Genomic DNA, 24714 nt, shown 5'->3' with positions numbered 1-24714 from the left:
TAGATTAAACGCCAAGCATGCCTAGCGCTGATTCTATTTCATCAACTGTTCCAATTGTTACCCCCTTTATATCTTTGTTAATACGACGCGTTAAACCTGTTAATACTTTTCCAGAACCAACTTCAAAAAGCGTATCAACCCCATTAGCAGCGATCCATTCTATCGTTTCACGCCATCGCACTCTCCCAGTCACTTGTTCAACAAGAAGAGTAGTAATACGCTCTGGATTGCTCTCAGGTGCAACAGAAACATTAGCAATCAAAGGAACAATAGGGGGCATTTTGTTAACAGTCAAAAGTGCTTTCTTCATGGCATCAGCAGCAGGTTGCATTAAAGATGAATGAAAAGGTGCAGAAACTGGAAGAAGAAGTGCACGTTTTGCACCTTTTGTTGATGCAATCTCTACCGCTGTCTCAACTGCTTTTGCTTTACCTGAAATAACAATTTGCCCACCACCATTATCATTAGCAATTTGACATAGTCCTTCTCCAGAAACAGTTTCGCAAATTTCTTCCACAATGTGCTCTTCCAAACCAATCAGTGCTGCCATAGAACCTTCACCAACTGCGACAGCAGCCTGCATAGCATTGCCACGAATACGCAAAAGTCTTGCCGTATCTGTGAGAGTAAATGTACCAGCAGCACAAAGGGCCGAATATTCGCCTAAAGAATGACCAGCAACAAACTTTACCTTTTCTTCTATACGAAGCCCTAATTGTTGCATCACACGAATGACAGCCATGGATACAGCCATTAATGCCGGTTGTGCATTTGCTGTTAACGTTAAAACATCTGCTGGTCCTTCAAAAATGATCTTTGATAATTTCTCACCCAAAGCATCATCAACTTCCTCGAAAACCATCCGTGCGGCAATAAATTGCTCTGTAAGCGCCTTCCCCATACCAACAAGTTGACTTCCCTGCCCTGGAAAAATAAAAGCTGCACCCATTTATCAACTCCTAAAATTGTACAAAATTATTCTCTTTTGACCTTATTCATCCGCACAAATCAAGATAAAGCCCTTTATTTAAAACGAATACCACTCTTAAAATTATATTTTAAAGGCGGAATTTGATATAAAAACTTAGGAAAGTAGGGAGCTATAAACTGAATAACACCCAAACTTATGAGACTTCCTAAAATTGCACCTGCTAAAATATCAAAGGGATAATGTACACCCACAAAGATGCGCGCCCAACAGATCAAGCACAAAAACACCGTGGCAAATTTAAAAGCAACTTTGTATCGGTAAAAATAAAAGTTAGCTGCATAAGATGCAATGGTCAAGGCATGATTACTAGGAAAAGAAGCTGTTGCACGATGTTGAATAAGCGGTGTCGCTAACCCTACCACGAATGGGCGAGGATGAAAATAAAAAAGAGAAATGAGATAACCTACGAAAAGAGCCGCACAAATACTCATGCAAATGCTTAGTACGACACATCGTTCCCTCTCCCCACCACAAAACCACAACGCACAAAGATGGAGAGGAATAATGTAAATTAAAAACTTTGCACAAAAAATACTAAACAAAACTACAATCGACCAAGCTTGATGATTGCCGACAAACATTTCAAAGAGTGTAACATCAATCTGGTTTAAAAAGTCCATTTTTCTCTCCTTTATGTTACAGTACTATCTTTTTGTAGAAGAGGGAAATATATCAAGATTTAACAAATCAATTTTTTTATGTGCATAAACTTGCTATTTTAAAAGATAACCTGTAGATATGAAATATTCGTTGCCGGCACTTTAGCTGGAGGTTGAACGGAGGGCTGTAAAATATCAGTAGGAAATACAATGTTTCCGGCCTCCCGTGTCTCCGCTCTCGGATGTCTCGAATCGTAAACGCGTCCTTTCTTCTTTGGATTTCCAAAAAAGACAAGTCGCAGAGGCTTTGCGCTAAAACCGGTGAGATTTAATTGAAGAAAGGCAAAACAATGGCTCTTTATGAACATATGTTCCTTGCCCGACAAGACATTACACCGCAGCAAGTTGATGAACTTTTGAGTCTCTACAAAGGTGTCATTGAAGCACATGGTGGAAAAGTTGGGCGTGTAGAAAATTGGGGACTTCGTCCTCTTGCTTACCGTATTCGTAAAAACCGTAAAGCTTATTATACTTTGGTCAATATTGATGCACCAGCTTCAGCAATTGCTGAAGTGGAACGTCAGATGCGCATCAATGAGGATATTTTGCGTTATATGACCATTCGCGTAGAAAAACACGAAAAAGAAAAATCTGCTATGCTCTCACACCTTGATCGCAATAGCCATCACATTGGACACGATGAAGAGCGTCCTCGTTTTCCGCGTCGTCAACGTGAAAATGCTATAGAAGGGGTAGAATGATGACTGATACCAATCAAAACTCTGCACGTCGCCCCTTTCATCGTCGTCGTAAAACATGTCCTTTTTCAGGGACTAATGCTCCCAAAATTGATTATAAAGACATCAAGTTGTTACAACGTTATATTTCCGAACGTGGGAAAATTGTTCCTTCACGGATTACTGCTGTTAGTCAAAAAAAACAGCGTGAATTAGCTAATGCTATCAAACGTGCTCGCTTTTTAGGCTTACTTCCGTACATTATAAAGTAAACGATCAATACGCTATGCAACTGGAGAGTTTATCCAGTTGCTTTTCTTATATGGTTTTAAAAATAGCTTGTTGCATCCTATGTTAAGCTATTACATGTCAAAGTTGGGGTATTGACGCGCCCCTAACTGCAGAAAGCAGGACAGCAATAAATGAAAAAAAATCGTACCTATGAGATATTAATCGGTATTTTAGCAGGATTATTTGCTGTTGTAATAGGAATGGCAATCATCAGTGTTGCAAATATCGCGCCCTTTTTTTCTCTTCTTCTTGGCTGCTTTCTTTCATTGCCAATTTTTATTGTTGCGTTCGGTCAAGGAACATTAGCCAGTCTCATCGCCCTCATAAGTGCCACTGTTGTTCTTATCATAACCACTAATACCTATATTGCTCTTGGCTTGATGTTCTTATTTTTCCTTCCTGCTGTCTATGCTTCTTGGCTTCTTGGGCTTGCACGACCAGCGCAAAAAGAAAACGAACTGATATGGTATCCATTATCATCGGTTATTTTTCATTTAACTAATTTTATCGCTCTTATAGCAACTTTCATTGGGCTCTATGTTCAAACCCGTCCTTCCACACCCGTCATTGCAAAAAAAATCACCGAAAACATAGCACAAACTCTGCAACAATCACAGTCAATAAAAGAAGCCGATATACGCGCTTTTAGTGAGCTTTTAATGACGCATCCAGCAACTTTTACTGCTGTTTCTTTGACTCTTTATAGTTTGGTTTTTCTCATTGGTAACCTTTACTTTTCCATGATAGCAGCACAACACATGAAATGGCTGAAAAGACCCCGTGATGATTGGAGCCAAACTCTCCGCCTTCCAATTTCTGGAATTGTTATTTTCATTATTGTTTGCATAGCATCGATGGTTGAGTTGAGCGCTTCTCTTAACTTGAGTACCCGTGTCTTTAGTACTGCATACACTGTCATCATATTAATTAGTGGTCTAGCATATCTTCACAATATTACAAAAGGGGTAAACGGTCGGATTATTATACTTTCTCTTGTTTATATTGCTATTTTAACAGTCGTTTTTACTCCACCTATTGTTTTCATGATGCTTTTGATGGGAATTTGGGCTGCTATTCAATATAATTTTCAATCACGCAAAAAACTCCACTAAATTTATTTGTTCGAAAGGAAAAACTATGGATATTATTTTACTTGAGCGCATTCCTCGTCTTGGTCAGATGGGTGATATTGTCTCAGTTAAAGATGGTTATGCGCGTAATTTTCTCTTGCCTCAAGGTAAAGCTTTACGCGCAAATGAAGCCAATAAAAAACATTTTGAGATACAACGTGCACAACTTGAAGCCCGTAATCTTGAACGCAAAAGCGAAGCGCAAAAAGTTGCTGAAAAACTTGATGGACAATCATTCATTGTTGTTCGTTCTGCTGGTGAAACAGGACAACTTTATGGTTCTGTATCAACACGTGATATTGCTGAAATTATAACAGATGAAGGCTTTTCTATTGGGAGAAATCAAGTCGAACTTAACCATCCAATAAAAATGATCGGTCTTCACACAATCACTCTTAGCTTACATCCTGAGGTTCAAATTTCTGTGATTATTAATGTTGCGCGTTCTACCAGTGAAGCACAACGCCAAGCAGAAGGTGAAACTCTCACTTCTGCTAAAGAAATATATAATATTCAAGAAGAATTATTAGAAGAAAATCAGGAAGAATTATTGGTAGAAGAAATTAATGACAACGATATAAACAGTTCTCATCAAGAAGCTTAATTGCTATTTTTGCTTTCTGTTTTATATTTTTTATTCTATTTTAAATATTGCTCATAAAATACTCACACTTTAAAATTGGGTATTTTATGGCTATCATACATAAAGAACCTAATTTTTATGAAAGAATTAGGAATATATTATTTAAAGGCATTACATGCCGAGAATGATAATATCACTAAGAGGAAATTTTCTTTTGTTGTCTAGCATCTAAAGCAAAAATAATTTAAAGTTCTACCCTTAAGGGTAAGGTTTGTATGAGCGGTAAGTTGATTATATCAACACATGATCTGAAATAATTTCAGTTATAAAAAAGTAATTCTACTTACACAGATATTGGAATTTTAAGGTCACATAACTTCAAAACACTTAAATTTAGAATAGCAAAACTTCCACTTTAAAATCACGTATTATAAAATAAAATAGATCAATGTTATATAAATAATACACAAATGATAGATGAGCAACGAAAAGAGGGTTTTGAAAAATTATATAATTTTAACTTAAAATGAAGATTTGTAGCTCTATTCTTTTAATTATACGATTTTCAATTTATCGCCTAAAGTAGCTAGACTTAGAATTTTAGTGGAAAAATATTATGGAAGAAACTAACGTTGTTAATGTCAGCTCTTCAAAGAAGGAAGATTCTCCTTCTTTTCGGCAGCTTCCGTATAATATTGAAGCTGAACAGGCATTGCTTGGTGCCATCTTTATCAACAATGATTCTCTTGACCGCGTTTCAGATTTTCTAAAACCAGAACATTTTTTTGAACCATTGCATCAAAAAATTTATCATGTTTTATCTCACCTTATTAAAACAGGAAAACGTGTAGATCCAGTTACAATCAAGCCCTATATCCAAATGGAAGAAAAAATTGGAGATATTACTGTATACCAGTATGTTGTTCGCTTAGCCACAGAGGCAGTCACTATTATTAACGCTGAAGATTATGGACGCGTCATTTACGATCTTTTTATCCGACGGTCTTTGATTAACCTTGGAACTCAAGTTGTCAATACAGCCTTTGATGCTCCTGTAGAGCTCACGCCTACCCAACAAATTGAAACTGTTGAAAATCAGTTATTTGAGCTAGCAGAAAAAGGGAAATATGGAGGTGGATTTGAAAATTTTAATGAGGCTATCAAAAAAGCTATCGATATGGCAAGTGCTGCGAAAAAGCGCTCTTCACAATTATCAGGGATAGCCACCCATATTAAAACACTTGATGAAAAAATGGGAGGATTACAAGCATCTGACTTAATTATCCTTGCAGGACGCCCTGGTATGGGAAAAACCTCACTGGCTACCAATATTGCCTTTAATATTGCTAATGCTTATAATCGTAATGCCAATATCCAAGAAAATGAAGGGGGTATTGTAGGTTTCTTCTCACTTGAGATGTCATCCGAACAGCTTGCAACCCGTATTATTTCTGAACAAACAGAAGTCTCTTCTTCTGATATTCGGCGTGGTAATATCTCAGATGAACAATTTTCAAAAATTATTCGTGCGGTGAACCAACTACAAAAGGCACCACTTTATATTGATCAAACTGGGGGAATATCAATTACGCAATTAGCTGCTCGTGCGCGGCGTCTCAAGCGACAACATGGTTTAGATATCTTGTTTATTGACTATATCCAACTCATGACAAGCAGTTCAAAGCGTTCATCAGAAAATCGTGTTCAAGAGATCACAGAAATTACCACAGGATTAAAAGCGTTAGCGAAAGAATTGAATATTCCTATTATCGCTCTCTCTCAACTTTCACGTCAAGTAGAAAATAGAACAGATAAACGTCCCCAACTCTCAGATTTACGTGAATCTGGTTCAATTGAGCAAGACGCCGACATTGTTCTGTTTGTCTACCGCGAAGAATATTATCTCAAAAATGAAGAACCAAAATTAGGTAGCTTAGAACATACAAAATGGCAAGAAATAATGGACAAAGCTTTTGGAAAAGCTGATGTTATTATTGCAAAACAGCGCCATGGGCCGACAGGAATCGTGCCACTTGCCTTTCAATCTGATTTCACACGATTCAGCGATCTGGCCGATAGCAATTATCTTCCAGAGCAAATCGGTTAAATTAACATGGCGCGTAATCGTATTCAATTTATCTGTCAAAATTGTGAAACCATTCTTCTCATTAAAAAATGTAATTCTTATCAAGAATGAAATTTCTTACAAAGAATCATTTTTCAATGATTCTAGCCGCCGTTATTTGCTATTTAATAACATTCTTCTTGCATGAAATGATAACACATCTCTTAATGTTGTAAGTGGGGTACATATATTAAAATCCATAGCTAATTTAAACCTTGCTATATTGTTCCTTCTTTTACAAAGTCTCTTTCTTGCAAGACACCCATTTTCTCGTTATTAAATTTAAAAATAATTGCTGCTGTTGTGTATGGCAAGCTATTATGAAAATATCAGAAGATTTCCTCTTCATAGAAAAATCTCTAATTTTTTAACAAAAATATTTTCTAATTTATCTGAAAAAAATTACCCTAATTACCGTAATATAAAAAAACAAGCAGTGTTTTAAATATTACAGCACAGAGAAAATTCTATAACATGCAAAATATTCTTGATATAAAATTGTATAAAAACTGATATCTAACAAAAGGAAAATGTATAATTATGCTAGAAAAAAAAGAAGACTGCGATAGTGGATTTGACAGTCTTGATGAAGCTATCAAAAGAGTTATTGATATAGCAGGTGCTGCAAAAAAACGCTCTTCGCAAATATCAGGGATAGCAACTCACATTCAAACACTTGATGAAAAAATGGGAGGATTACAAGCATCTGACTTAATTATCCTTGCAGGACGCCCTGGTATGGGAAAAACCTCACTGGCTACCAATATTGCCTTTAATATTGCTAATGCTTATAATCGTAATGCCAATATCCAAGAAAATGAAGGGGGTATTGTAGGTTTCTTCTCACTTGAGATGTCATCCGAACAGCTTGCAACCCGTATTATTTCTGAACAAACAGAAGTCTCTTCTTCTGATATTCGGCGTGGTAATATCTCAGATGAACAATTTTCAAAAATTATTCGTGCGGTGAACCAACTACAAAAGGCACCACTTTATATTGATCAAACTGGGGGAATATCAGTTTCACAACTGGCTGCCCGTGCTCGGCGTCTCAAGAAAAAACATGGTTTGGATGTCTTAATTATTGATTATATCCAACTCATGACAAGTGATTTAAAATACACATCTGAATATCGTATTCAAGAAATCACTGCAGAATTAAAAGCATTAGCTAAAGAATTAAATATCCCTATTATTGCTCTTTCACAACTTTCACATCAAGTTGAAAACAGAACAGATAAACGCCCAAAACTTTTAGATTTAGGTGGATTTGGTTCTATTGAGCAAGATGCCGACATCGTTTTATTTGTCTATCGTGAAGAATATTATCTCAAAAATGAAGAACCAAAGTTCGGTAGCCTTGAACATATGAAATGGATAGAGACAATGGACAAAGTTTTTGGAAAAGCTGATGTTATTGTTGCAAAACAACGTCATGGACCGACAGGAATCGTGCCACTTGCCTTTCAATCTGATTTCACACGATTCAGTGATCTGGCCGATAGCAATTATCTTCCAGAGCAAATCGGTTAAATTAACATGGCGCGTAATCGTATTCAATTTATCTGTCAAAATTGTGGAACTGTCCATTCTCGTTGGGCGGGAAAATGTAGTGCTTGTGGAGAATGGAATTCCCTTATCGAAGAAACTATAAATGGCGGCATAGGAAGTGGTCCTAAACAGAATGCTCGTAAAGGACGCATTGTCACACTCACATCTCTTTCTGGAAATATCGAAGATGCTCCACGTATTCATTCTGGTATTGCTGAACTTGATCGTGTTACCGGTGGGGGCTTTGTCCGTGGATCAGCACTCCTTGTTGGAGGTGATCCGGGTATTGGTAAATCAACATTGCTGACACAAACAGCTGCTGCTTTATCACGCAAAGGATATAATGTTATCTATGTTTCAGGTGAAGAGGCTATTGCGCAAATTTGTCTGCGCGCGCAAAGGCTTGAAGCTAACAATACAGAGGTGAAACTTGCTGCTGAAACCAATGTTGAAGATATTCTGGCAACCTTAAGCGAACATAAAAACCTTGATATGGTGATTATCGATTCAATTCAAACCCTATGGTCAGATACAGCAGATTCATCACCCGGCACTGTCACACAAGTACGTATCGGTGCTCAAGCAATGATCCGCTTTGCCAAAAAAACGGGAACCGCCGTTGTTCTTGTTGGTCATGTTACAAAAGATGGGCAAATTGCTGGTCCTCGAGTTGTTGAACATATGGTTGATGCCGTTCTCTATTTTGAGGGTGAAGGAGGACATCATTATCGCATTCTTAGAACTGTAAAAAATCGCTTCGGACCAACAGATGAAATTGGTGTCTTTGAAATGTCTGATAAAGGATTACGCGAAGTGATAAATCCATCCGAATTGTTTTTAGGAGAACGTAATGAAAAAGCTCCAGGTGCTGCTGTTTTTGCGGGAATGGAAGGGACACGCCCGATACTCGTAGAAATTCAAGCGCTTGTTGCTCCTTCTTCCCTTGGGACACCAAGACGTGCGGTTGTCGGATGGGATGGAAATCGTCTTTCTATGATTCTTGCCGTTTTAGAAGCCCATTGCGGCATTCGTTTTGGACAGCATGATGTCTATCTGAACGTGGCAGGTGGATATCGCATATCAGAACCCGCTGCTGATTTAGCTGTAGCCGCTGCTTTGGTATCCTCTCTTGCCAATATCGCATTGCCAACGGATTATGTATATTTTGGTGAAGTCAGTCTTTCAGGAGCTACCCGCGCTGTTTCACATTCAGCACAGCGCATCAATGAAGCAAAAAAACTCGGCTTTCAAGGAGCATTTCATCCCACAACAACAACCGAAATGATGAAGTCGCTCAATTTTCAACAAAAAACTTTCTCCGACCTTCCGGAACTCGTTGCTACTCTTACCGTAAGTAAAAAATGATCTGCACCATAGATATGATAATATAGAAAAAACTCTATAAAATACAAAAGATCCTTGCTATAAGAACAAAAAATATATTTGCACATAGACTTAGAAGAACACAACTTTATGTATAAGGAACAAACAAATGATCATAACAATCCTTGATGGAATTGTCGTAGTAATCATCCTGTTGTCCGCTTTTCTTGCTATGCTTCGAGGGTTTTCACGTGAAGTGTTATCGTTGATTTCTTGGGCAGTTGCAGCTATTACGACACTGTTTTTATTCAAGCCTGTCTTACCTTTCTTTGAACACTATCTCTCTAATAAAATGATTGCATTGATCACAACATTGGTCACGATTTTTATTATTGTTCTCATTATTACTTCAATTATTACAATGAAGATCTCTGATTTTATTATTGATAGTCGAATTGGTATTCTTGACCGTGCTATTGGTTTTATTTTTGGAGCACTTCGCGGTTTACTTATCATGGTCATCGGTATGTTGCTGATTAATGCACTGATTAAACCCGAGCTTCAAGCGAATTGGTTAAAAAATGCAAAAACAAGGCCTATTTTAGATTCACTAGGACAAAAAGTTTGGGAAATACTCCCAAAAGATATTGGATCGGTTCTCGAAAAGGCGGAAAATTTGTTTAAAGACAGCAATAAACATACGTATGGGCAACACTCTCATGAAAAGATAATTTTCAAAAAATAGAGAATAGTTTTTCATGAGGAAAGAGAACTAAATGATGTAGAATGTGATATTAATGATTCCTTCGTATCACAACTGAAAGAATATGATGATAAAGAGTGATGTTTTCTGTCAAGAATTTTCATTAGATGATGATACCCTTCATGAAGAATGTGGCGTTTTTGGTATTCTTGGGCATGAAGATGCAGCAACATTAACAGCTCTTGGACTCCACGCACTTCAGCATCGTGGGCAAGAAGCGGCTGGTATTGTTTCCTACCATAATAAAATGTTTCATCAAGAAAAGCATTTAGGTCTTGTTGGTGATCACTATACCAATCCTACAACACTTGCACGCTTACCAGGAAATCGCGCTATTGGACATACCCGTTATTCAACAACTGGAGAAGTAGCATTACGCAATGTTCAACCCCTTTTTGCTGAGTTGAAAGCTGGAGGCATTGCTATTGCTCATAATGGTAATCTTACCAATGGTCTCACATTACGCCGTGAACTCATCGCTTCTGGTGCTATCTGTCAATCAACGTCAGATTCAGAAGTTTTTCTCCATCTTATTGCCCGCTCACGTTATGAATCGTCCTCTGATCGTTTTGTTGATGCAATTCGGCAAGTAGAGGGTGGATATGCTATGTTAGCGCTCACGCGTACAAAGCTTATTGCTGCACGCGATCCAACAGGGATTAGACCCCTCGTGATGGGGGAACTTGATGGTAAGCCTATTTTTTGTTCTGAAACTTGTGCTCTTGATATTATTGGAGCAAAGTATGTCCGTGATGTTAAAAATGGGGAGATCATCATATGTGAAATACAAAAAAATGGGGAAATTACTAAAAAAATTATAAAACCAAAAAATGAAAAACCAGAAAAACTTTGCTTGTTTGAATATGTTTACTTTGCCCGTCCGGACTCAATCGTTGGAGGGCGTAGTGTCTATGCAACACGCAAAAATATGGGAATACGTTTAGCACAGGAAGCCCCTTGTGAGGGTGATGTTGTGGTTCCTGTTCCTGATGGAGGAACTCCTGCTGCAATTGGCTATGCACAAGAAATTGGAATTCCCTTCGAGCTTGGTATTATTCGTAATCACTATGTTGGTCGCACTTTTATCGAACCAACACAACAAATTCGTGCTTTTGGTGTCAAATTAAAACATTCTGCAAACCGTCCTGTGATTGAAAGAAAACGTGTTATTCTTGTTGATGACTCTATTGTACGTGGAACAACATCTCTTAAAATTGTGCGAATGCTCCGTGATGCAGGAGCAAAAGAAGTTCATATGCGCATTTCTAGCCCTATGATTTTCTATCCCGACTTTTATGGTATTGATACACCTAAAGTTGAAAGCCTTTTAGCAAATCAATATCCAGATTTAAAATCTATGTGTGATTTTATTGGAGCGGATTCATTAGAATTTCTTTCAACGGATGGATTATATCTTGCTGTAGCAGGAGAAAAACGGAATAATGCCGATCCACAATTTACTGACCATTATTTTACTGGATATTATCCTACGCAGCTGGTTGATCAAGAAAACCTCTCCAAAACTCATCAATCATCTGTTCTTAGAACAAGAGATTAATGATGACAAAATTTAGTCTCCATGGGCGTGTTGCACTTGTTACTGGCGCATCAAGAGGAATTGGTTATTATTTGGCACTCGAGCTTGCTACACGCGGCGCTCATATTATTGCTCTTGCACGAACAGTCAGTGGACTTACTGAATTAGATAATCAGATCCAAGAAAAAGGGGCTCATGCAACCCTTGTTCCCCTTGACTTGCATCATATGGAAAACATCGATACTCTTGCTATCTCAATTGCCAAACGCTGGAAAAAACTTGATATTATCGTTGCAAACGCAGGAATCCTTGGAACACTCTCACCAATAGCGCATATAGAAAACACGGTATTTGAAGATGTTTTTCAAATAAATCTTTTCAGCCAATGGCGCTTAATGAAAGCTGTTGAGCCTTTATTACGAGAATCTGATGCTGGACGAGCCATTCTGTTATCCTCAAGCGTTGCGCATGCTGCGCGCCCTTTCTGGGGAGCTTATGCAGCCTCTAAAGCAGCTTTAGAGATGATTGCCCGCTGTTGGGCAGAAGAACTCAAACAAACCCCTATAAAGGTTAATTGTGTCAACCCTGGTGCCACACGCACTGCCATGCGCGCTGAAGCTATGCCCGGTGAAGATCCACAAACTCTCCCTTCACCACAAGAGGTTGCAAAAAAGATAGTACATTTGTTATCACCTGATTTAAAAGAAACTGGAAAACTCTTTAATGTCCATAAAAATCGGTTTGTAGATTATCATGTACCTGACTGATCATCATCGGAGAAGTAAATCGTTTGATTCTCTCTTTTTCCTGTGCTTCTCAACAGAAGAATGAAACACTTTATGATTCTTGGATAGCTTTAGCATCAGCCTTTTTCTCTTCTAAAGTAGCACGTTTATTATAAGCGATAAAACTACAGGGGAGAAAAATCATATAGCTAACAGCTGTAATCAATAAAGTTTTCCATGTGTAAGTCGCAAGAAAACCGACATAAATAACAATAACCAACATGCATGGTATAACGATATCGCGCCTTAAATTTTGATCAATTGTTTTTGCATTCCATACTGGTAAACGACTAATCAAAAGAAAAGCAATAATTACAGTATAAAGACTAAAAAATAATGCCCACCCCCAATTGGGGACCAAACCAAGAGCGCCTAAATAGGTAGGCAATAAAAGGAGTAATGCTCCTGCTGGTGCTGGAACACCAACAAAATAACTTTTCTGCCACTTAGGTATATTGGTGTTATCCAACATCACATTAAAACGTGCTAATCGCAAACAACAAGCAACACAATAAACAAGGGCTGCAACCCAACCAATGTGATTTGCTTGATTCAAGATAAAGGAATAAACAATAAGTGCAGGGGTAACACCAAAATTTATAACATCAGCAAGAGAATCCATCTGTGCCCCAAAAGATGAACTACCATCTATTAAACGGGCAATGCGACCATCAGCACCATCTAAAACTGCGGCCAAAAGCACCATTAAAATAGCAGCTTCATAGCGATGTTCAAAAGCCAAACGAATGCTGCTCATCCCTGCACAAATTGCTAAAATAGTAATGATATTGGGAATGACATACCGCATTGATGTAGGTGAACGCCGCCGACTTGCAACATCATCATGCTGCCCCTCAGGATTGAATGAAGAAAATGGCGAAAAATTTTTCATTGTGAGTCCTAATCGTATCTGAAGTCCGTTGTGGCACTCTTATCATCAAAAGAACCCAAAACTGTTTCTCCAGCAATTGCTGTCTGTCCAACTGCAACACGCAATTTCATTTCAGTTGGTATATAAATATCAAGGCGAGAACCAAAACGAATCAATCCAAATCGCTCACCAGTCATAACGGCATCGTTTTCTTTTGACCAACAAACAATCCGGCGTGCAACCATTCCCGCTATTTGTACGATACCGATTTTACCATGTTTGCTATCAATTACCATCCCATTACGCTCATTAAACTGGCTAGCTTTATCAAACTCAGCATTGGTAAATCGACCTGGATGATAAACGATAGACTCTACTGTACCACTGATAGGAATACGATTAATATGGCATGAAAAAATATCCATAAAAATGGAAATACGGATCATTTCATCTTTCCCTAATCCTAATTCTTCAGGTGGAACACATGATTCCACAAATGAAATACGCCCATCGGCAGGCGACATAACCCAATTTGAATTCAAAGGGATCACACGATCTGGATCACGGAAAAAGTATATACACCACACCGTGAGAACGAGACCAAACCAAAACAACGGACTCCATATCCAACCAAGAATGAGCGAAATAACAAAAAACGCTACAATAAAAGGATAACCCTCTTTATGAACCGGTACAAAGCTATTATGGAAAGATTGCAGAATACTCATATAATTTCCTATTCATCGTAAACTTAAACAAGCAACAAATCTTTTTGTTCCTCTTGTATCTTTTTATGTATTTAATCAATCACTCCATATAAAGATATAGATTACATTTTGCCCTATTTATTTTTTACGATTAACAACACTCGTCTCATCTTCTTCACGTATTTTACGTAATTTTTCTTCAGCTTTCGATGCTTCAAGCTGCTTATTCCACATTGAAGCATATAAACCTTTCTTGCGTAAAAGCTCTGTATGCGCCCCATTTTCAATAATACGACCACTTTTAAGAACCAAAATTTCATCAGCATTGATAACAGTAGAAAGACGGTGAGCAATAATCAATGTTGTACGTCCACGGCTTACAATATCCAATGCTTGTTGAATTTCCTGTTCCGTTGCCGTATCAAGAGCCGATGTTGCTTCATCTAGGATAAGAAGTGGGGGGGCTTTTAAAAGTGTCCGTGCAATAGCCACACGTTGTTTTTCACCACCTGATAATTTGAGACCTCGCTCTCCTACCATAGACTGAAAACCTTCCGGTAAAATTTCAATAAATTTTGATATTTGTGCCATTTCAGCAGCTTTGCGCATTTCTTCATCTGTAGCACTTGGACGCCCATAGCAAATATTATAGGCAATTGTATCATTAAATAACACTGTATCTTGTGGGACCATGCCTATCGCTTCACGCAAACTCTTTTGTGTTACGTCACGAATATCCTGCCCGTCAATTGTGATAGAACCCGCGTCAACATCATAAAACCGAAAAAGCAACCGAGAAATAGTTGATTTACCTGCACCAGATGGACCGACAATGGCGACTGTTTTTCCTCCAGGAACTTCAAAATCAATATCTCTGAGAATCTGACGTGTCGAATCATAGGAAAACTTTACCTGATGAAAACGAATGGTCCCATCGCTTATCTCTAACGGTTTAGCATCCGATTTATCAACGATCTCCTTCTGAACATCTAAAAGATCAAACATTGCTTCAATATCCGTTAAACCTTGTCGAATATCACGATAAATTGAACCAATAAAATTCAGTGGAATGGAAAGTTGCATTAAAAGTGCATTAATAAAAACAAAATCACCCAAAGTTTGTGTTTTATAAAAAACTTCATAAGCTGACATCAGCATCATGATCGTCATTCCAATACCAAAGATAAGAGCCTGACCAAAATTAAGCCAGCTTAACGATGTCCAAATCTTTGTTGCGGCTTTTTCATAACCTACCATAGAAGCATCAAATCGATCGGCTTCTAGAGTTTCATTGCCAAAATATTTCACCGTTTCAAAATTCAAAAGAGAATCAACAGCACGCGTATTGGCCTCAGTATCTGCTGTATTCATTTGTTGCCGAATACGAATGCGCCAATCACTCGCCTTAATGGTAAAAAAGATATATAATCCAACCGTTGCAACAACGATGAGAAGATAATGCCACCCATAACTTATGTAAAATACAAGTGCCGTTAATATAAACTCTAGAACTGTCGGTACTGTGTTCAGAATTGAAAATCTTACGATCGCTTCAATTCCTTTTGTACCACGCTCAATCACACGAGAAAGCCCACCAGTTCGGCGTTCCAAATGAAATCGCAAGGATAACTCATGCATATGTACAAAGGTTTTATAAGCCAATTGACGAACAGCATATTGACCAACAGTGGCAAAAAGAGAATCGCGTAATTGATTTAATCCAGCCTGCATAATACGTGCGACATTATATGCCAAAACGAGCATGATGGGAATAATCAAACTGGATGGGAACCATTCAGGTAGCTGAAAGCTTGAATCAAGCACATTCGTAGAATATTTAAAGAAATACGGTACAGATATGAGAACGAGCTTAGCCAAAACAAGATAAAATATTGCCCATAGCACACGTATTTTTAGATCACGCCGACCTACTGGCCACATATAGGGCCATAAATTGTAAAGTGTGTGCAGAGTTCTCCCTGTATCTGATGATACAGTTTTTGTCATTTCATTGCGTTTCATAAAGTCCTTACTTCTCTATCATCCACACGAAAAAGGCAAAATACCCCCCGTGGTTGTTTATAGATTTATCTCTTCATTACGCTTCCAATAAGCTATACCTACTCGTTGTTTGAAGTTAGACTGTTTTTGAAAAAGGAACAAGAAATAATCCACTATACAATTTATTATTTTGATCTGTATTTTCATACCACTCTGCTGCAAATAAATTTTCAACTTTTACATGTTTTTTTTTCAATTCTGCATGAAGCCACTTTTTTGTTTTACCAATCTCTTTAAGTCCATCATCAATAACTTCACCATTTTCTATTAAAATCGTCGATTTCTTCCCCTCTTCCTTTTTAATGACAGTGAAATCACCATTGGTTTCCAAACGAACAAAAGCGGCTTCATGTAAGTGACACCCTTTAAGACGTAACATCGTAATGAGATCATTAACATTGATCCCTAAGTTCTTAATCTTATCTATTTGGAAAACCCCATCTAAAACTAATGTAATATTCCGCCCCGCGATAAGACGACGAAAAAAAACTGAATAGCGTGCAAAAAAATTAAAAGATGTAATCAAGGTTTGCCAGATGAGTAAAACAAGCAATAATTGAATGCTACTAATATTCTGATTATAAATAACTCCGCCAATAATACCTCCCATAACAAAATTACTGACCAAATCAACTGGTGTCATCTGACTAAGACTCCCCCGTCCTGTTGTTCTTAAAATAAACAAGAAGGCAACAAGACCTACAGCCAGCTTAAGCGCGATATATCCATAATGATATAAAAATTCCATCAAACTTTCCTCCCTTTATTTATGTAAGCTGCTGGAATAGGAAAATTAAAATCGTTTTATTTCCCACACAGTTATGCGCTCACCACTCTGCGGATCCTTACTGTCTTTTAAAAGAATCCCCTCAGCTGCAAGCTCATCACGAATTGTATCCGCTGCTTCCCACTCTTTATTATGGATAAGTCGTAGTCTTTCAGCAATACGTTGATCAATAAATTTTGAATCAAGAAAAATTTTTTTTATAAATAATGGGCAGTCTATTTCTTTAATCCATTCTTGTCGTAACAGTCCTAATAAATTCATCCCATTAGCAAGAGCCAACGCATTCCCTTCTTTATAAAACTTTCGCAAAAGAGTCAGTGCTTTTGGAGTATTAAGATCATCACTGAGTGCATCTATCAAAGTATCATTAATTGCTTCATTGTTTTCCATCTCACTTTTTTTGCTGCGAAGCAATTCATACCAACGATACAGTTCGCTGCTCGATTGTATTAAACGCTGTGCTGTCCAATTTAATGGTTCACGATAATGCGTTTGCAACATCGAAAAACGCGCAGACAAACCAGCCCAATTTTTCTTCATTTCATCGGTTAAAATACCATTAAACTCCCAAAAGTTATTCTCTAAAACAGAACGAATAGTTATGAAATTGCCAAAGCTTTTCGACATCTTTTTGCCTTCAACTTGTAAAAAACCATTATGCATCCAAAAATTTGCCATTCGCTCCGTCCCAAAAGCTGAACAACTTTGTGCAATCTCGTTTTCATGATGAGGAAAAATTAAATCAAGTCCACCACCATGGATATCAAAAACATTCGCGGTTGGATCATCACAAGTTAAACCACCGCCATAGGGCGCTAATAACTTTGCCATTGACATCGCAGAACATTCAATATGCCAACCTGGACGACCTAAAACAGGAATTCCGGCCGGTGATTCCCAACCTGGTTCTCCTTCCACAGAAGGCTTCCATAAAACAAAATCCATCTCTTCCCTTTTATAAGCAGCAACATCGATACGCGCCCCCGCCCTCATTTCATCTAAAGAACGATTTGCAAATGCCCCATAATGGGGAGGATTTTTTATGCTACTTACAGAAAATAATATATGATTTTCCGCTTTATAAGCGTGCCCCTTTTCAAGCAATCTTTCAATTAAAGAGCGCATTTCCTCTAAATGCTCGGTTGCGCGCGGCTGACTGGTTGGTAATAGACAACCAAGTGCTATTGTATCTTGTTGAAACTGGAAATATGTACGTTCTGTTAATTGACGAATGGCGTCATTCAATGACAAGTTTGGATATTCAAAAGCTGCTCGTGCATTAATTTTATCATCAACATCTGTAATATTACGCGCATATAGAACATGCTCATTGCCATAAACATGACGCAATAAACGAAATAAAATATCAAAAACAATGACAGGGCGTGCATTTCCTATATGCGCATAATCATAAACTGTCGGACCACAAACATAAAGACGTACTCTTGTCGGATCTATTGGTGTAAAATTTTCTTTTTTACGTGTCAGCGTATTATAAAATCGCAACTCTCTCATTATTGACTCCATGGACGATACTATGCACCGCTCCTTTTAGATGTATCTTATCTCAACTTATCGTATTACGCGGTTTAGGCTCAAAACTTTTATCTTATAGTAAATTCTTCTTACCATTTTCCCACTAGTATTCACGGCTGTATTCATCATTTATCATAAAAACAATCTATTTTATTTGATTGAACAAAAGCATTCTATCATTAGAGATGCTTTTCCTCCTTAAAGAAAACGAGCTTAGAAAAAGTTCTATAGGCAATACAATATAAATCTATGTGAAAAATAGATAGCTTTCAGGAAGCAAATCTTAAATTTTTAACCACACAAAGCTTCGTCAGTATTTTCAATATTCCACAATGGGTTCCTTACTGCCTCTTACGCCCTATATTTTATAATCAATAATTGAGAATAATGTAGCAATTAACTCTATTTTTTTACACAGTTCTCATGACAAAATTATTTCATCTGTACAGAGTTTTATTCAAAGAAAGCAATAAAAATAATGCGTAATAGATTGATGAACATCATTATTTTAATATTTCTTGTCATTTCAATGCCAACCTTTGCGCAACAATCTCCACCTTATGAAAGAAAATTACTCCGACTAGCAGAAATTTTAGGATCATTGCATTCTCTCCAAAATCTTTGCGATCCTTCAACAAACCAATGGTATGATTATATGAATGCACTGATTGAAGCAGAACACCCCATTCCACAAAGACGTGCTTATTTTTATGAAGCGTTTAATGAAGCGTATCGTGCTTTCTCAGAAAATTATCATCATTGTACACAAGCAGCCATTGAAGCCAATCAAAGATACATTGAGGAAGGAAGAATTTTATCTGAAAACCTCCTCATGCATTATAAATAATTAATCTATACAAAAAGTATCTCTCTCAATTTTAGCGATATCAATGATATTCCTCTCACAAATGCGGAGAGCAATAAACCAGCTCTGAAAATAGAGAGACTTTTAAAAAATAATGTCTCGATACGCTTTTATTCGTATGAGCGCCTTCTTCTCATACAAAATCGTTCTTTGGCTTCCTCCCCACACCTCAAAGGATGAAGATTGTTAACTAAATTTTTTCTGTAAATAATCTAGGTTCTTGTTGAACAAGATTCCTCTTGGCTTCCCACTCATGTAATTTGCTTCATAGTTTCTACAAATAAGCCTAAGAATATTCACCACGCATAAAAAAATACTTATGTGCCAAAGAGGCTGACATACCCTATATCATCACTCTAAAAGATGATATTTTACGACACACTTTTTAATCTGTTTACACCAAATTTTCCATAAATTTAACAGGCTCTCCTTGTGAAGGTGTGACAATTTCACCTTCCCACATAACGCGCATACCACGGATAATAGTCCCAACAGGCCAACCTTTAACTTTTTGACCATCATAAGGTGTCCAACCGGCACGCGAACCAATTAAGCCATTCGTAATAATTTCTTCTCTCTTAAGATCAACAATGGTTAAATCAGCATCATACCCAACAGCAATGCGCCCTTTACAGCTTATACCAAAAATACGACTAGGGCCATGTGAAGTGAGATCAACAAAACGTTCAAGAGATATTTTTCCTTCATTCACATGTGTCAACATAATTGCTGCTGTTGTTTGCACCCCTGTCATTCCTGAAGGTGAAGAGGGATAAGGTTGAAGTTTTTCTTCAAGGGTATGAGGCGCATGATCTGAGCCTAAAACATCAATAATTCCTTGTTGAACACCATACCAAAGAGCTTCACGGTGGCGCAATTCACGAATAGGCGGATTCATCTGAATTAATGTACCAAACTTCTTATAATCATCAGCCGTGAGAGTCAAATGATGTTGTGTCACTTCAATTGTTGCAACATCCTTATGTTTTTTTAGAAAATCAATTTCTTCTTCTGTCGAAAGATGTAACACATGAATCCGTGCTTTCGTCTCATGGGCAATTTTTACCAAACGCTGCGTACATTTTAATGCCGCAATTTCATCACGCCAAATCGGATGTGACGATGCATCCCCTTCAATACGCAATATTTTACGCTCTTTGAGCCTCGCCTCATCTTCAGAATGAAAAGCTGCACGACGGCGTGTATTCTTCAAAATAAGGCGTACACTTTCATCATCATCAACCAAAAGATCACCTGTAGAGGACCCCATAAAGACTTTAATTCCAGCCGCACCAGGAAGTCTTTCTAATTCAGATAGTTCATGAGCATTTTCACGCGTTCCTCCAACCCAAAATGCAAAATCACAATGCATTCGATGAAATCCGCGTTGAACCTTATCGCTTAATGTTTCTTCTGATGTTGTTAATGGATTGGTATTAGGCATTTCAAAAACTGCCGTAACACCCCCTAACACAGCAGAATACGAGCCACTTTCCAAATCCTCCTTATATTCATTTCCTGGCTCCCGAAAATGCACTTGGCTATCAATAATTCCTGGTAAAATATGAAGCCCCGTACAATCAATGACCTCACTAGCCGATGCACATGTAAGGTTGCCTATTTCAGCAATACGACCATTTGTAATACCAATATCACGCTTGCTTCTTCCATCATGATTCACAAGTGTTGCACCTTTAAAAATTGTATCAAATGTTTTAAACATAGCCACGCTCCTTACATATTGCTCACTTATCGATTATGTAACTTTGAGCAGAAAGGCAAGAACCATGATTGAAAAACAAAATGCCATTTGCTTAAAAAACCGCGGGCTTATTCAAATTACAGGCGAAGAAGCAACAGATTTTCTACAATCCCTGATCACGACAGATGTAAAAAAAATCAGCCCACAGGAACTTTTCCCTGGAGCCCTTTTATCCCCACAAGGAAAGGTTCTTGCTGATTTTCTTATCGGAAAAAAAGAAAATGGTTACCTGATTGATATCAGAATGCCTTTAGCTGATACGCTTCACCAACGTCTGTTGCTCTATAAGCTGCGTAAAAAAGTAGAAATTACACAACCATTACAAAAGCTTGTTACGGTTTCTTTGAATAATGAATCAGATTCTTTAAATTTTGATTCAAGTTTTGTTGATAAACGCTTCCCACAACAAGAAAAAATAATACGAATCTATGGCAAAAAACCTTTTTTGACTTCAGAATATCATGACACATGGAATCAATTGCGTATCCGTTATGCAATTGCGGAAAGTGATCAAGACTATGAAATTGGTAAAGTCTTTCCTCATGATATTAATTACGATCAAATCAATGGACTCTCATTCAATAAAGGATGTTATATTGGACAAGAAATTGTTTCACGAATGCACCATCGCCGTGCAGCACGTCGCCGTATTTTTATTGTAAAAGGCCAGTGTGAATTAACCCCTCAATCTAGCATTGAAGCAGGAACAAAAGTGCTTGGCTACTTGGGAACGTGTGTAGAAAATGAGGCTCTCGCTTTAATGCGTATTGACCACGTCAAAGATGCTATGGATCATAACATCCCCTTTACTGTAAAAAACATTCCTGTCACTATAAGCATTGCTGAAAATATGAATTTTACCTTTCCTGAAAATACTATAGAAAATACGCATGGCTAAAGCTGAATTATTAAAAAATGGAGAAGCACGCGCTTGGCAAAGAATGCTCTCTGGACGCAGACTTGATCTTCTCAACCCTTCTCCTTTTGATGTTGAAATTGAAGATATTGCCCATGGACTTTCTCGCGTGGCACGTTGGAACGGTCAAACACGAGGGGAGCATGCCTATTCTGTTGCACAACATTCACTTTTGGTTGAACAAATATTTCAAAAACTTTTTCCACAATCGGGAAGCAACGAATGTCTTTATGCTCTTCTTCATGATGCTCCAGAATATGTCATCGGCGATATGATTTCCCCCTTTAAAGCTGTCATAGGAAAACAATATGAACGCATTGAAAAGGGCATCCAAGATGCTATCCACATGCGCTTTTCTCTTCCCGTTGATCTTTCTCAAAAACTTTTAAAAAAAATCAAACAAGCCGACCGTATCGCTGCATATTATGAAGCGATTACGCTTGCTGGATTTAGTAGAGAAGAAGCCCTTCGCTATTTTGGCTCTCCCAATAATATTTTACCCGATGATCTTAATTTATACCCCTACTCTACCCAACAAATTGAAAACGCATTTTTAACTCGCTTCAATGCCTTGGATGCCCAAAGATTATAGACTCTTCGCATTGTTCCTTCCCTATCATTAAAGACTCATCACACTGATTTATAATAATAATTCATTGTTTTTTCATGTTGAATGAGAGCCACTAATATCGTAAGATTCACTCATTTCAAATCTGTTTATATTGAATCAATCAAAACCATTCTCTTGTACGTCATAAGTGGGACCGGCATATGGGTAAAAACTTTTAAAGAAAGAATTTGAAATGTCTCTTATGAAGCGTAAAGATGGGGGCGCTCTATAAATTGTACACTTCACAGGGGCTTTACCGCTATACCATTCACAAGCGCCGTCGCGAAATAGGATTGAGTCCCCAAGAAAGCTTTCTTAAAAAAAGCACATGACTTAGCAACCCAATGGCGTTCTGTTTTGCATGAGAGGAGTGACTCCATTAAAGAAATGGAAAAAATCACAGCTCAAATTGCATACAAAATATATGAAATAATACACTTTCATTATCAAAATAACAAATGTTCCCTTGTTAAACTTTTCATCTTAAACTGAAGTTTATTTTAATTTATAAACTTCATTATCCGCTGGGAAAGCACGAGATGTGACATCCTCTGCATAATTCTTTATTGCAGTTTCCATGGCTTGTTCAAGGTCTCCATAACGGCGTACAAATTTTGGCACATGAACACCATAGCCCAACATATCTTCCATAACCAATACTTGTCCATCGCATTGATTGGATGCACCAATACCGATCGTAGGGATAGAAAGCTTTTCTGTCAGTTTTACTGCTAAAGGTTCGACAATCCCTTCTAAAACAATAGCAAAAGCACCGGCCTCCTCAATTGCAGCCCCATCGGCTTCAATTCTTTGCCAATCACTCTGTTTTCGTCCTTGTGTTTTGAAACCACCAAAACGATTCACCGCCTGGGGTGTAAGACCGATGTGCCCCATCACTGGAATGCCACGTTTACACAAAAAATCAATTGTTTCCGCTATATAAACACCACCTTCAAGCTTAACTGCACCACACCCCGTTTGAGCAAGAATACGCGATGCATTAAAAAAAGCTTGCTCTGGACTTTCCTCATAAGAGCCAAAAGGCATATCAATAACCACAAGAGCTTTTTGAGATCCACGCACCACGGCTTGTCCGTGTAAAATCATCATATCTAAATTAACAGGAAGCGTTGTCTCAAACCCATACACAACCATACCAACGCTATCACCAACCAAAAGGATATCGCAATATGGATCAGCAATCCGCGCAGTATAAGCTTGATAAGCTGTTAAAGAAACAATTGGCTGTTGTCCCTTTCTTGTACGTATTTCGGAAGATGTTATACGCTTTACGGTTTTATGTACACTCATTTTCCGCCCTTCTCTTGCAATATATATTGATCAATCAGCCTTACCTCTCCAAAGCGAACAGTAAGAAGTAAAACTGCTGGTTTATTCAATGTTCCTTTAACCACGCATAAAGTTTCCATATCCCGCAAATCTATTGCTTCAATGATTGCACGCGTTTCTTGTTGTAAAATATCACGAACAGTTTTGCATAATTTATCAACCGACCGTTCACCTTCATGGTAAAGCTTTTTAGCAGCTTTCCCACTTTCAGGAATAATTTTGGCAGCTTTACGATCTTCTAATGTTAAAAACTGATTGCGTGAAGAACAAGCGACACCATCTGACTCCCGTAGAATAGGAACTCCAACAATTTCAATAGGAAAAGCCAAATCTTCAACCATACGCCGAATAATTAAAATTTGTTGAAAATCCTTTTCCCCAAAAAAAGCCTTATCTGGTTGAACAATGTTAAAAAATTTAGCAACAACGCTTGTTACACCACAAAAGTGCCCTGGACGTAATTTTCCCATCAAAATACGTGATAATTTTTTCACTTGCACAATTGTATCATTTCCCAGTGGCCACATTTCATCTACAGAAGGGGCAAAAACACATTCAACACCTGCTTCTTTTAACAAAGCACAATCGCCCTTCAAATCTCTTGGATATTGAGAAAAATCTTCATGAGGTCCAAATTGCTTTGGATTGACAAAAATAGAAACCAATACGCGATCACACATTGCTCTTGCATACTGTACTAATGCAAGATGACCATCATGCAATGCCCCCATTGTTGGAACAAAACCAATCGAAAAACCTAAACGTCGTTCCTCTGAAGTATATTGGCGGACTTCAGCAATTGTCTTTAAAACTTTCATTTTTCCATTCAATTAT

The 24714-nt window shown here is 37.8% G+C and carries 22 protein-coding genes and 1 pseudogene; 13 read left to right on the top strand and 10 right to left on the bottom strand.

Annotation, left to right across the window (positions count from 1 at the left end; genetic code table 11):
- Positions 1-4: 4 nt before the first annotated feature.
- Both fabD and ACFIKJ_RS01790 read right to left on the bottom strand, forming a co-directional pair.
- Positions 5-949 carry an ACP S-malonyltransferase gene (gene fabD / locus ACFIKJ_RS01795; protein WP_375670183.1) on the bottom strand — a complete coding sequence of 315 codons (945 nt, stop codon included), beginning with the start codon at positions 947-949 and terminating at the stop codon, positions 5-7.
- Between the two features lie 74 nt (positions 950-1023).
- The gene (locus ACFIKJ_RS01790; RefSeq protein ID WP_375625884.1) at positions 1024-1611 is read right to left on the bottom strand and encodes an undecaprenyl-diphosphatase; all 588 of its coding nucleotides are present in this window, start codon (positions 1609-1611) and stop codon (positions 1024-1026) included.
- Between the two features lie 329 nt (positions 1612-1940).
- Between ACFIKJ_RS01790 and rpsF the strand changes: the two genes are divergently transcribed.
- From rpsF to ACFIKJ_RS01740, 10 genes and pseudogenes are all read left to right on the top strand, one after another.
- Entirely contained in the window at positions 1941-2351 is a 411-nt protein-coding gene (gene rpsF / locus ACFIKJ_RS01785; RefSeq protein ID WP_375625882.1) for a 30S ribosomal protein S6, read from the top strand.
- The gene (rpsR, locus tag ACFIKJ_RS01780) at positions 2351-2599 is read left to right on the top strand and encodes a 30S ribosomal protein S18 (RefSeq protein ID WP_375625880.1); all 249 of its coding nucleotides are present in this window, start codon (positions 2351-2353) and stop codon (positions 2597-2599) included. The genes rpsF and rpsR overlap by 1 nt, the downstream gene beginning before the upstream one ends.
- 150 nt (positions 2600-2749) lie before the next feature.
- Positions 2750-3730: a hypothetical protein gene (locus ACFIKJ_RS01775; protein WP_375625878.1), complete on the top strand. Its 981-nt coding sequence runs from the start codon at positions 2750-2752 to the stop codon at positions 3728-3730.
- Between the two features lie 25 nt (positions 3731-3755).
- Positions 3756-4352 (top strand): 50S ribosomal protein L9, encoded by a 597-nt coding sequence (gene rplI, locus ACFIKJ_RS01770; RefSeq protein WP_375625876.1) that lies wholly within the window; start codon positions 3756-3758, stop codon positions 4350-4352.
- Between the two features lie 595 nt (positions 4353-4947).
- Positions 4948-6438 (top strand): replicative DNA helicase, encoded by a 1491-nt coding sequence (locus ACFIKJ_RS01765; protein ID WP_375619412.1) that lies wholly within the window; start codon positions 4948-4950, stop codon positions 6436-6438.
- Positions 6439-6999: 561 nt separating this feature from the next.
- A pseudogene (locus ACFIKJ_RS01760) lies at positions 7000-7989 on the top strand (DnaB-like helicase C-terminal domain-containing protein); the annotation flags it as partial.
- Positions 7990-7995: 6 nt separating this feature from the next.
- Entirely contained in the window at positions 7996-9372 is a 1377-nt protein-coding gene (gene radA / locus ACFIKJ_RS01755) for a DNA repair protein RadA (RefSeq protein WP_375670182.1), read from the top strand.
- A gap of 127 nt (positions 9373-9499) precedes the next feature.
- Positions 9500-10075, top strand: coding sequence for a CvpA family protein (locus ACFIKJ_RS01750; RefSeq protein WP_375625022.1), 576 nt, complete (start codon positions 9500-9502; stop codon positions 10073-10075).
- A gap of 82 nt (positions 10076-10157) precedes the next feature.
- A complete protein-coding gene (gene purF / locus ACFIKJ_RS01745) occupies positions 10158-11651 on the top strand; it encodes an amidophosphoribosyltransferase (RefSeq protein ID WP_375625023.1) in 1494 nt (497 codons plus the stop codon).
- Between the two features lie 2 nt (positions 11652-11653).
- Complete coding sequence (locus tag ACFIKJ_RS01740; RefSeq protein WP_375653329.1) at positions 11654-12397, top strand: SDR family NAD(P)-dependent oxidoreductase; 744 nt, start codon at positions 11654-11656, stop codon at positions 12395-12397.
- Between the two features lie 70 nt (positions 12398-12467).
- Here the strand turns inward: ACFIKJ_RS01740 and pssA are convergent, their stop codons facing one another.
- From pssA to cysS, 5 genes are all read right to left on the bottom strand, one after another.
- Positions 12468-13307 carry a CDP-diacylglycerol--serine O-phosphatidyltransferase gene (gene pssA / locus ACFIKJ_RS01735; RefSeq protein WP_012754949.1) on the bottom strand — a complete coding sequence of 280 codons (840 nt, stop codon included), beginning with the start codon at positions 13305-13307 and terminating at the stop codon, positions 12468-12470.
- Between the two features lie 8 nt (positions 13308-13315).
- Positions 13316-14014 (bottom strand): phosphatidylserine decarboxylase, encoded by a 699-nt coding sequence (locus tag ACFIKJ_RS01730; RefSeq protein ID WP_375638586.1) that lies wholly within the window; start codon positions 14012-14014, stop codon positions 13316-13318.
- A 117-nt stretch (positions 14015-14131) separates the two neighbouring features.
- Entirely contained in the window at positions 14132-16015 is a 1884-nt protein-coding gene (locus ACFIKJ_RS01725; protein WP_375625026.1) for an ABCB family ABC transporter ATP-binding protein/permease, read from the bottom strand.
- 115 nt (positions 16016-16130) lie between these two features.
- Positions 16131-16802, bottom strand: coding sequence for a DUF421 domain-containing protein (locus tag ACFIKJ_RS01720; RefSeq protein ID WP_375625027.1), 672 nt, complete (start codon positions 16800-16802; stop codon positions 16131-16133).
- Positions 16803-16847: 45 nt separating this feature from the next.
- A complete protein-coding gene (cysS, locus tag ACFIKJ_RS01715; protein WP_375625867.1) occupies positions 16848-18356 on the bottom strand; it encodes a cysteine--tRNA ligase in 1509 nt (502 codons plus the stop codon).
- A gap of 499 nt (positions 18357-18855) precedes the next feature.
- Between cysS and ACFIKJ_RS01710 the strand changes: the two genes are divergently transcribed.
- The gene (locus tag ACFIKJ_RS01710) at positions 18856-19224 is read left to right on the top strand and encodes a TIGR02301 family protein (protein ID WP_375651547.1); all 369 of its coding nucleotides are present in this window, start codon (positions 18856-18858) and stop codon (positions 19222-19224) included.
- A gap of 412 nt (positions 19225-19636) precedes the next feature.
- Here the strand turns inward: ACFIKJ_RS01710 and ACFIKJ_RS01705 are convergent, their stop codons facing one another.
- Positions 19637-20965, bottom strand: a complete 1329-nt coding sequence (locus ACFIKJ_RS01705; protein ID WP_375670181.1) for a dihydroorotase — start codon at positions 20963-20965, stop codon at positions 19637-19639.
- Positions 20966-21029: 64 nt separating this feature from the next.
- Here ACFIKJ_RS01705 and ACFIKJ_RS01700 point away from each other — a divergent pair, with 64 nt between their 5' ends.
- Positions 21030-21902, top strand: coding sequence for a YgfZ/GcvT domain-containing protein (locus ACFIKJ_RS01700; protein WP_375651549.1), 873 nt, complete (start codon positions 21030-21032; stop codon positions 21900-21902).
- Positions 21895-22512, top strand: coding sequence for a YfbR-like 5'-deoxynucleotidase (locus ACFIKJ_RS01695; RefSeq protein ID WP_375625859.1), 618 nt, complete (start codon positions 21895-21897; stop codon positions 22510-22512). The genes ACFIKJ_RS01700 and ACFIKJ_RS01695 overlap by 8 nt, the downstream gene beginning before the upstream one ends.
- Positions 22513-23025: 513 nt before the next feature.
- On the opposite strand, the gene panB is transcribed toward ACFIKJ_RS01695, so the two are convergent.
- On the bottom strand, positions 23026-23841 hold the full coding sequence (gene panB / locus ACFIKJ_RS01690; protein WP_375625857.1) for a 3-methyl-2-oxobutanoate hydroxymethyltransferase: 816 nt from the start codon (positions 23839-23841) through the stop codon (positions 23026-23028).
- Positions 23838-24698, bottom strand: a complete 861-nt coding sequence (gene panC / locus ACFIKJ_RS01685; protein ID WP_375625855.1) for a pantoate--beta-alanine ligase — start codon at positions 24696-24698, stop codon at positions 23838-23840. The genes panB and panC overlap by 4 nt, the downstream gene beginning before the upstream one ends.
- Between the last annotated feature and the right edge of the window lie 16 nt (positions 24699-24714).

Source organism: Bartonella sp. PS7NMGDW, assembly GCF_042193585.1.
Taxonomy (GTDB): domain Bacteria; phylum Pseudomonadota; class Alphaproteobacteria; order Rhizobiales; family Rhizobiaceae; genus Bartonella; species Bartonella grahamii.
This window is presented reverse-complemented; position numbering and strand designations above follow the sequence as displayed.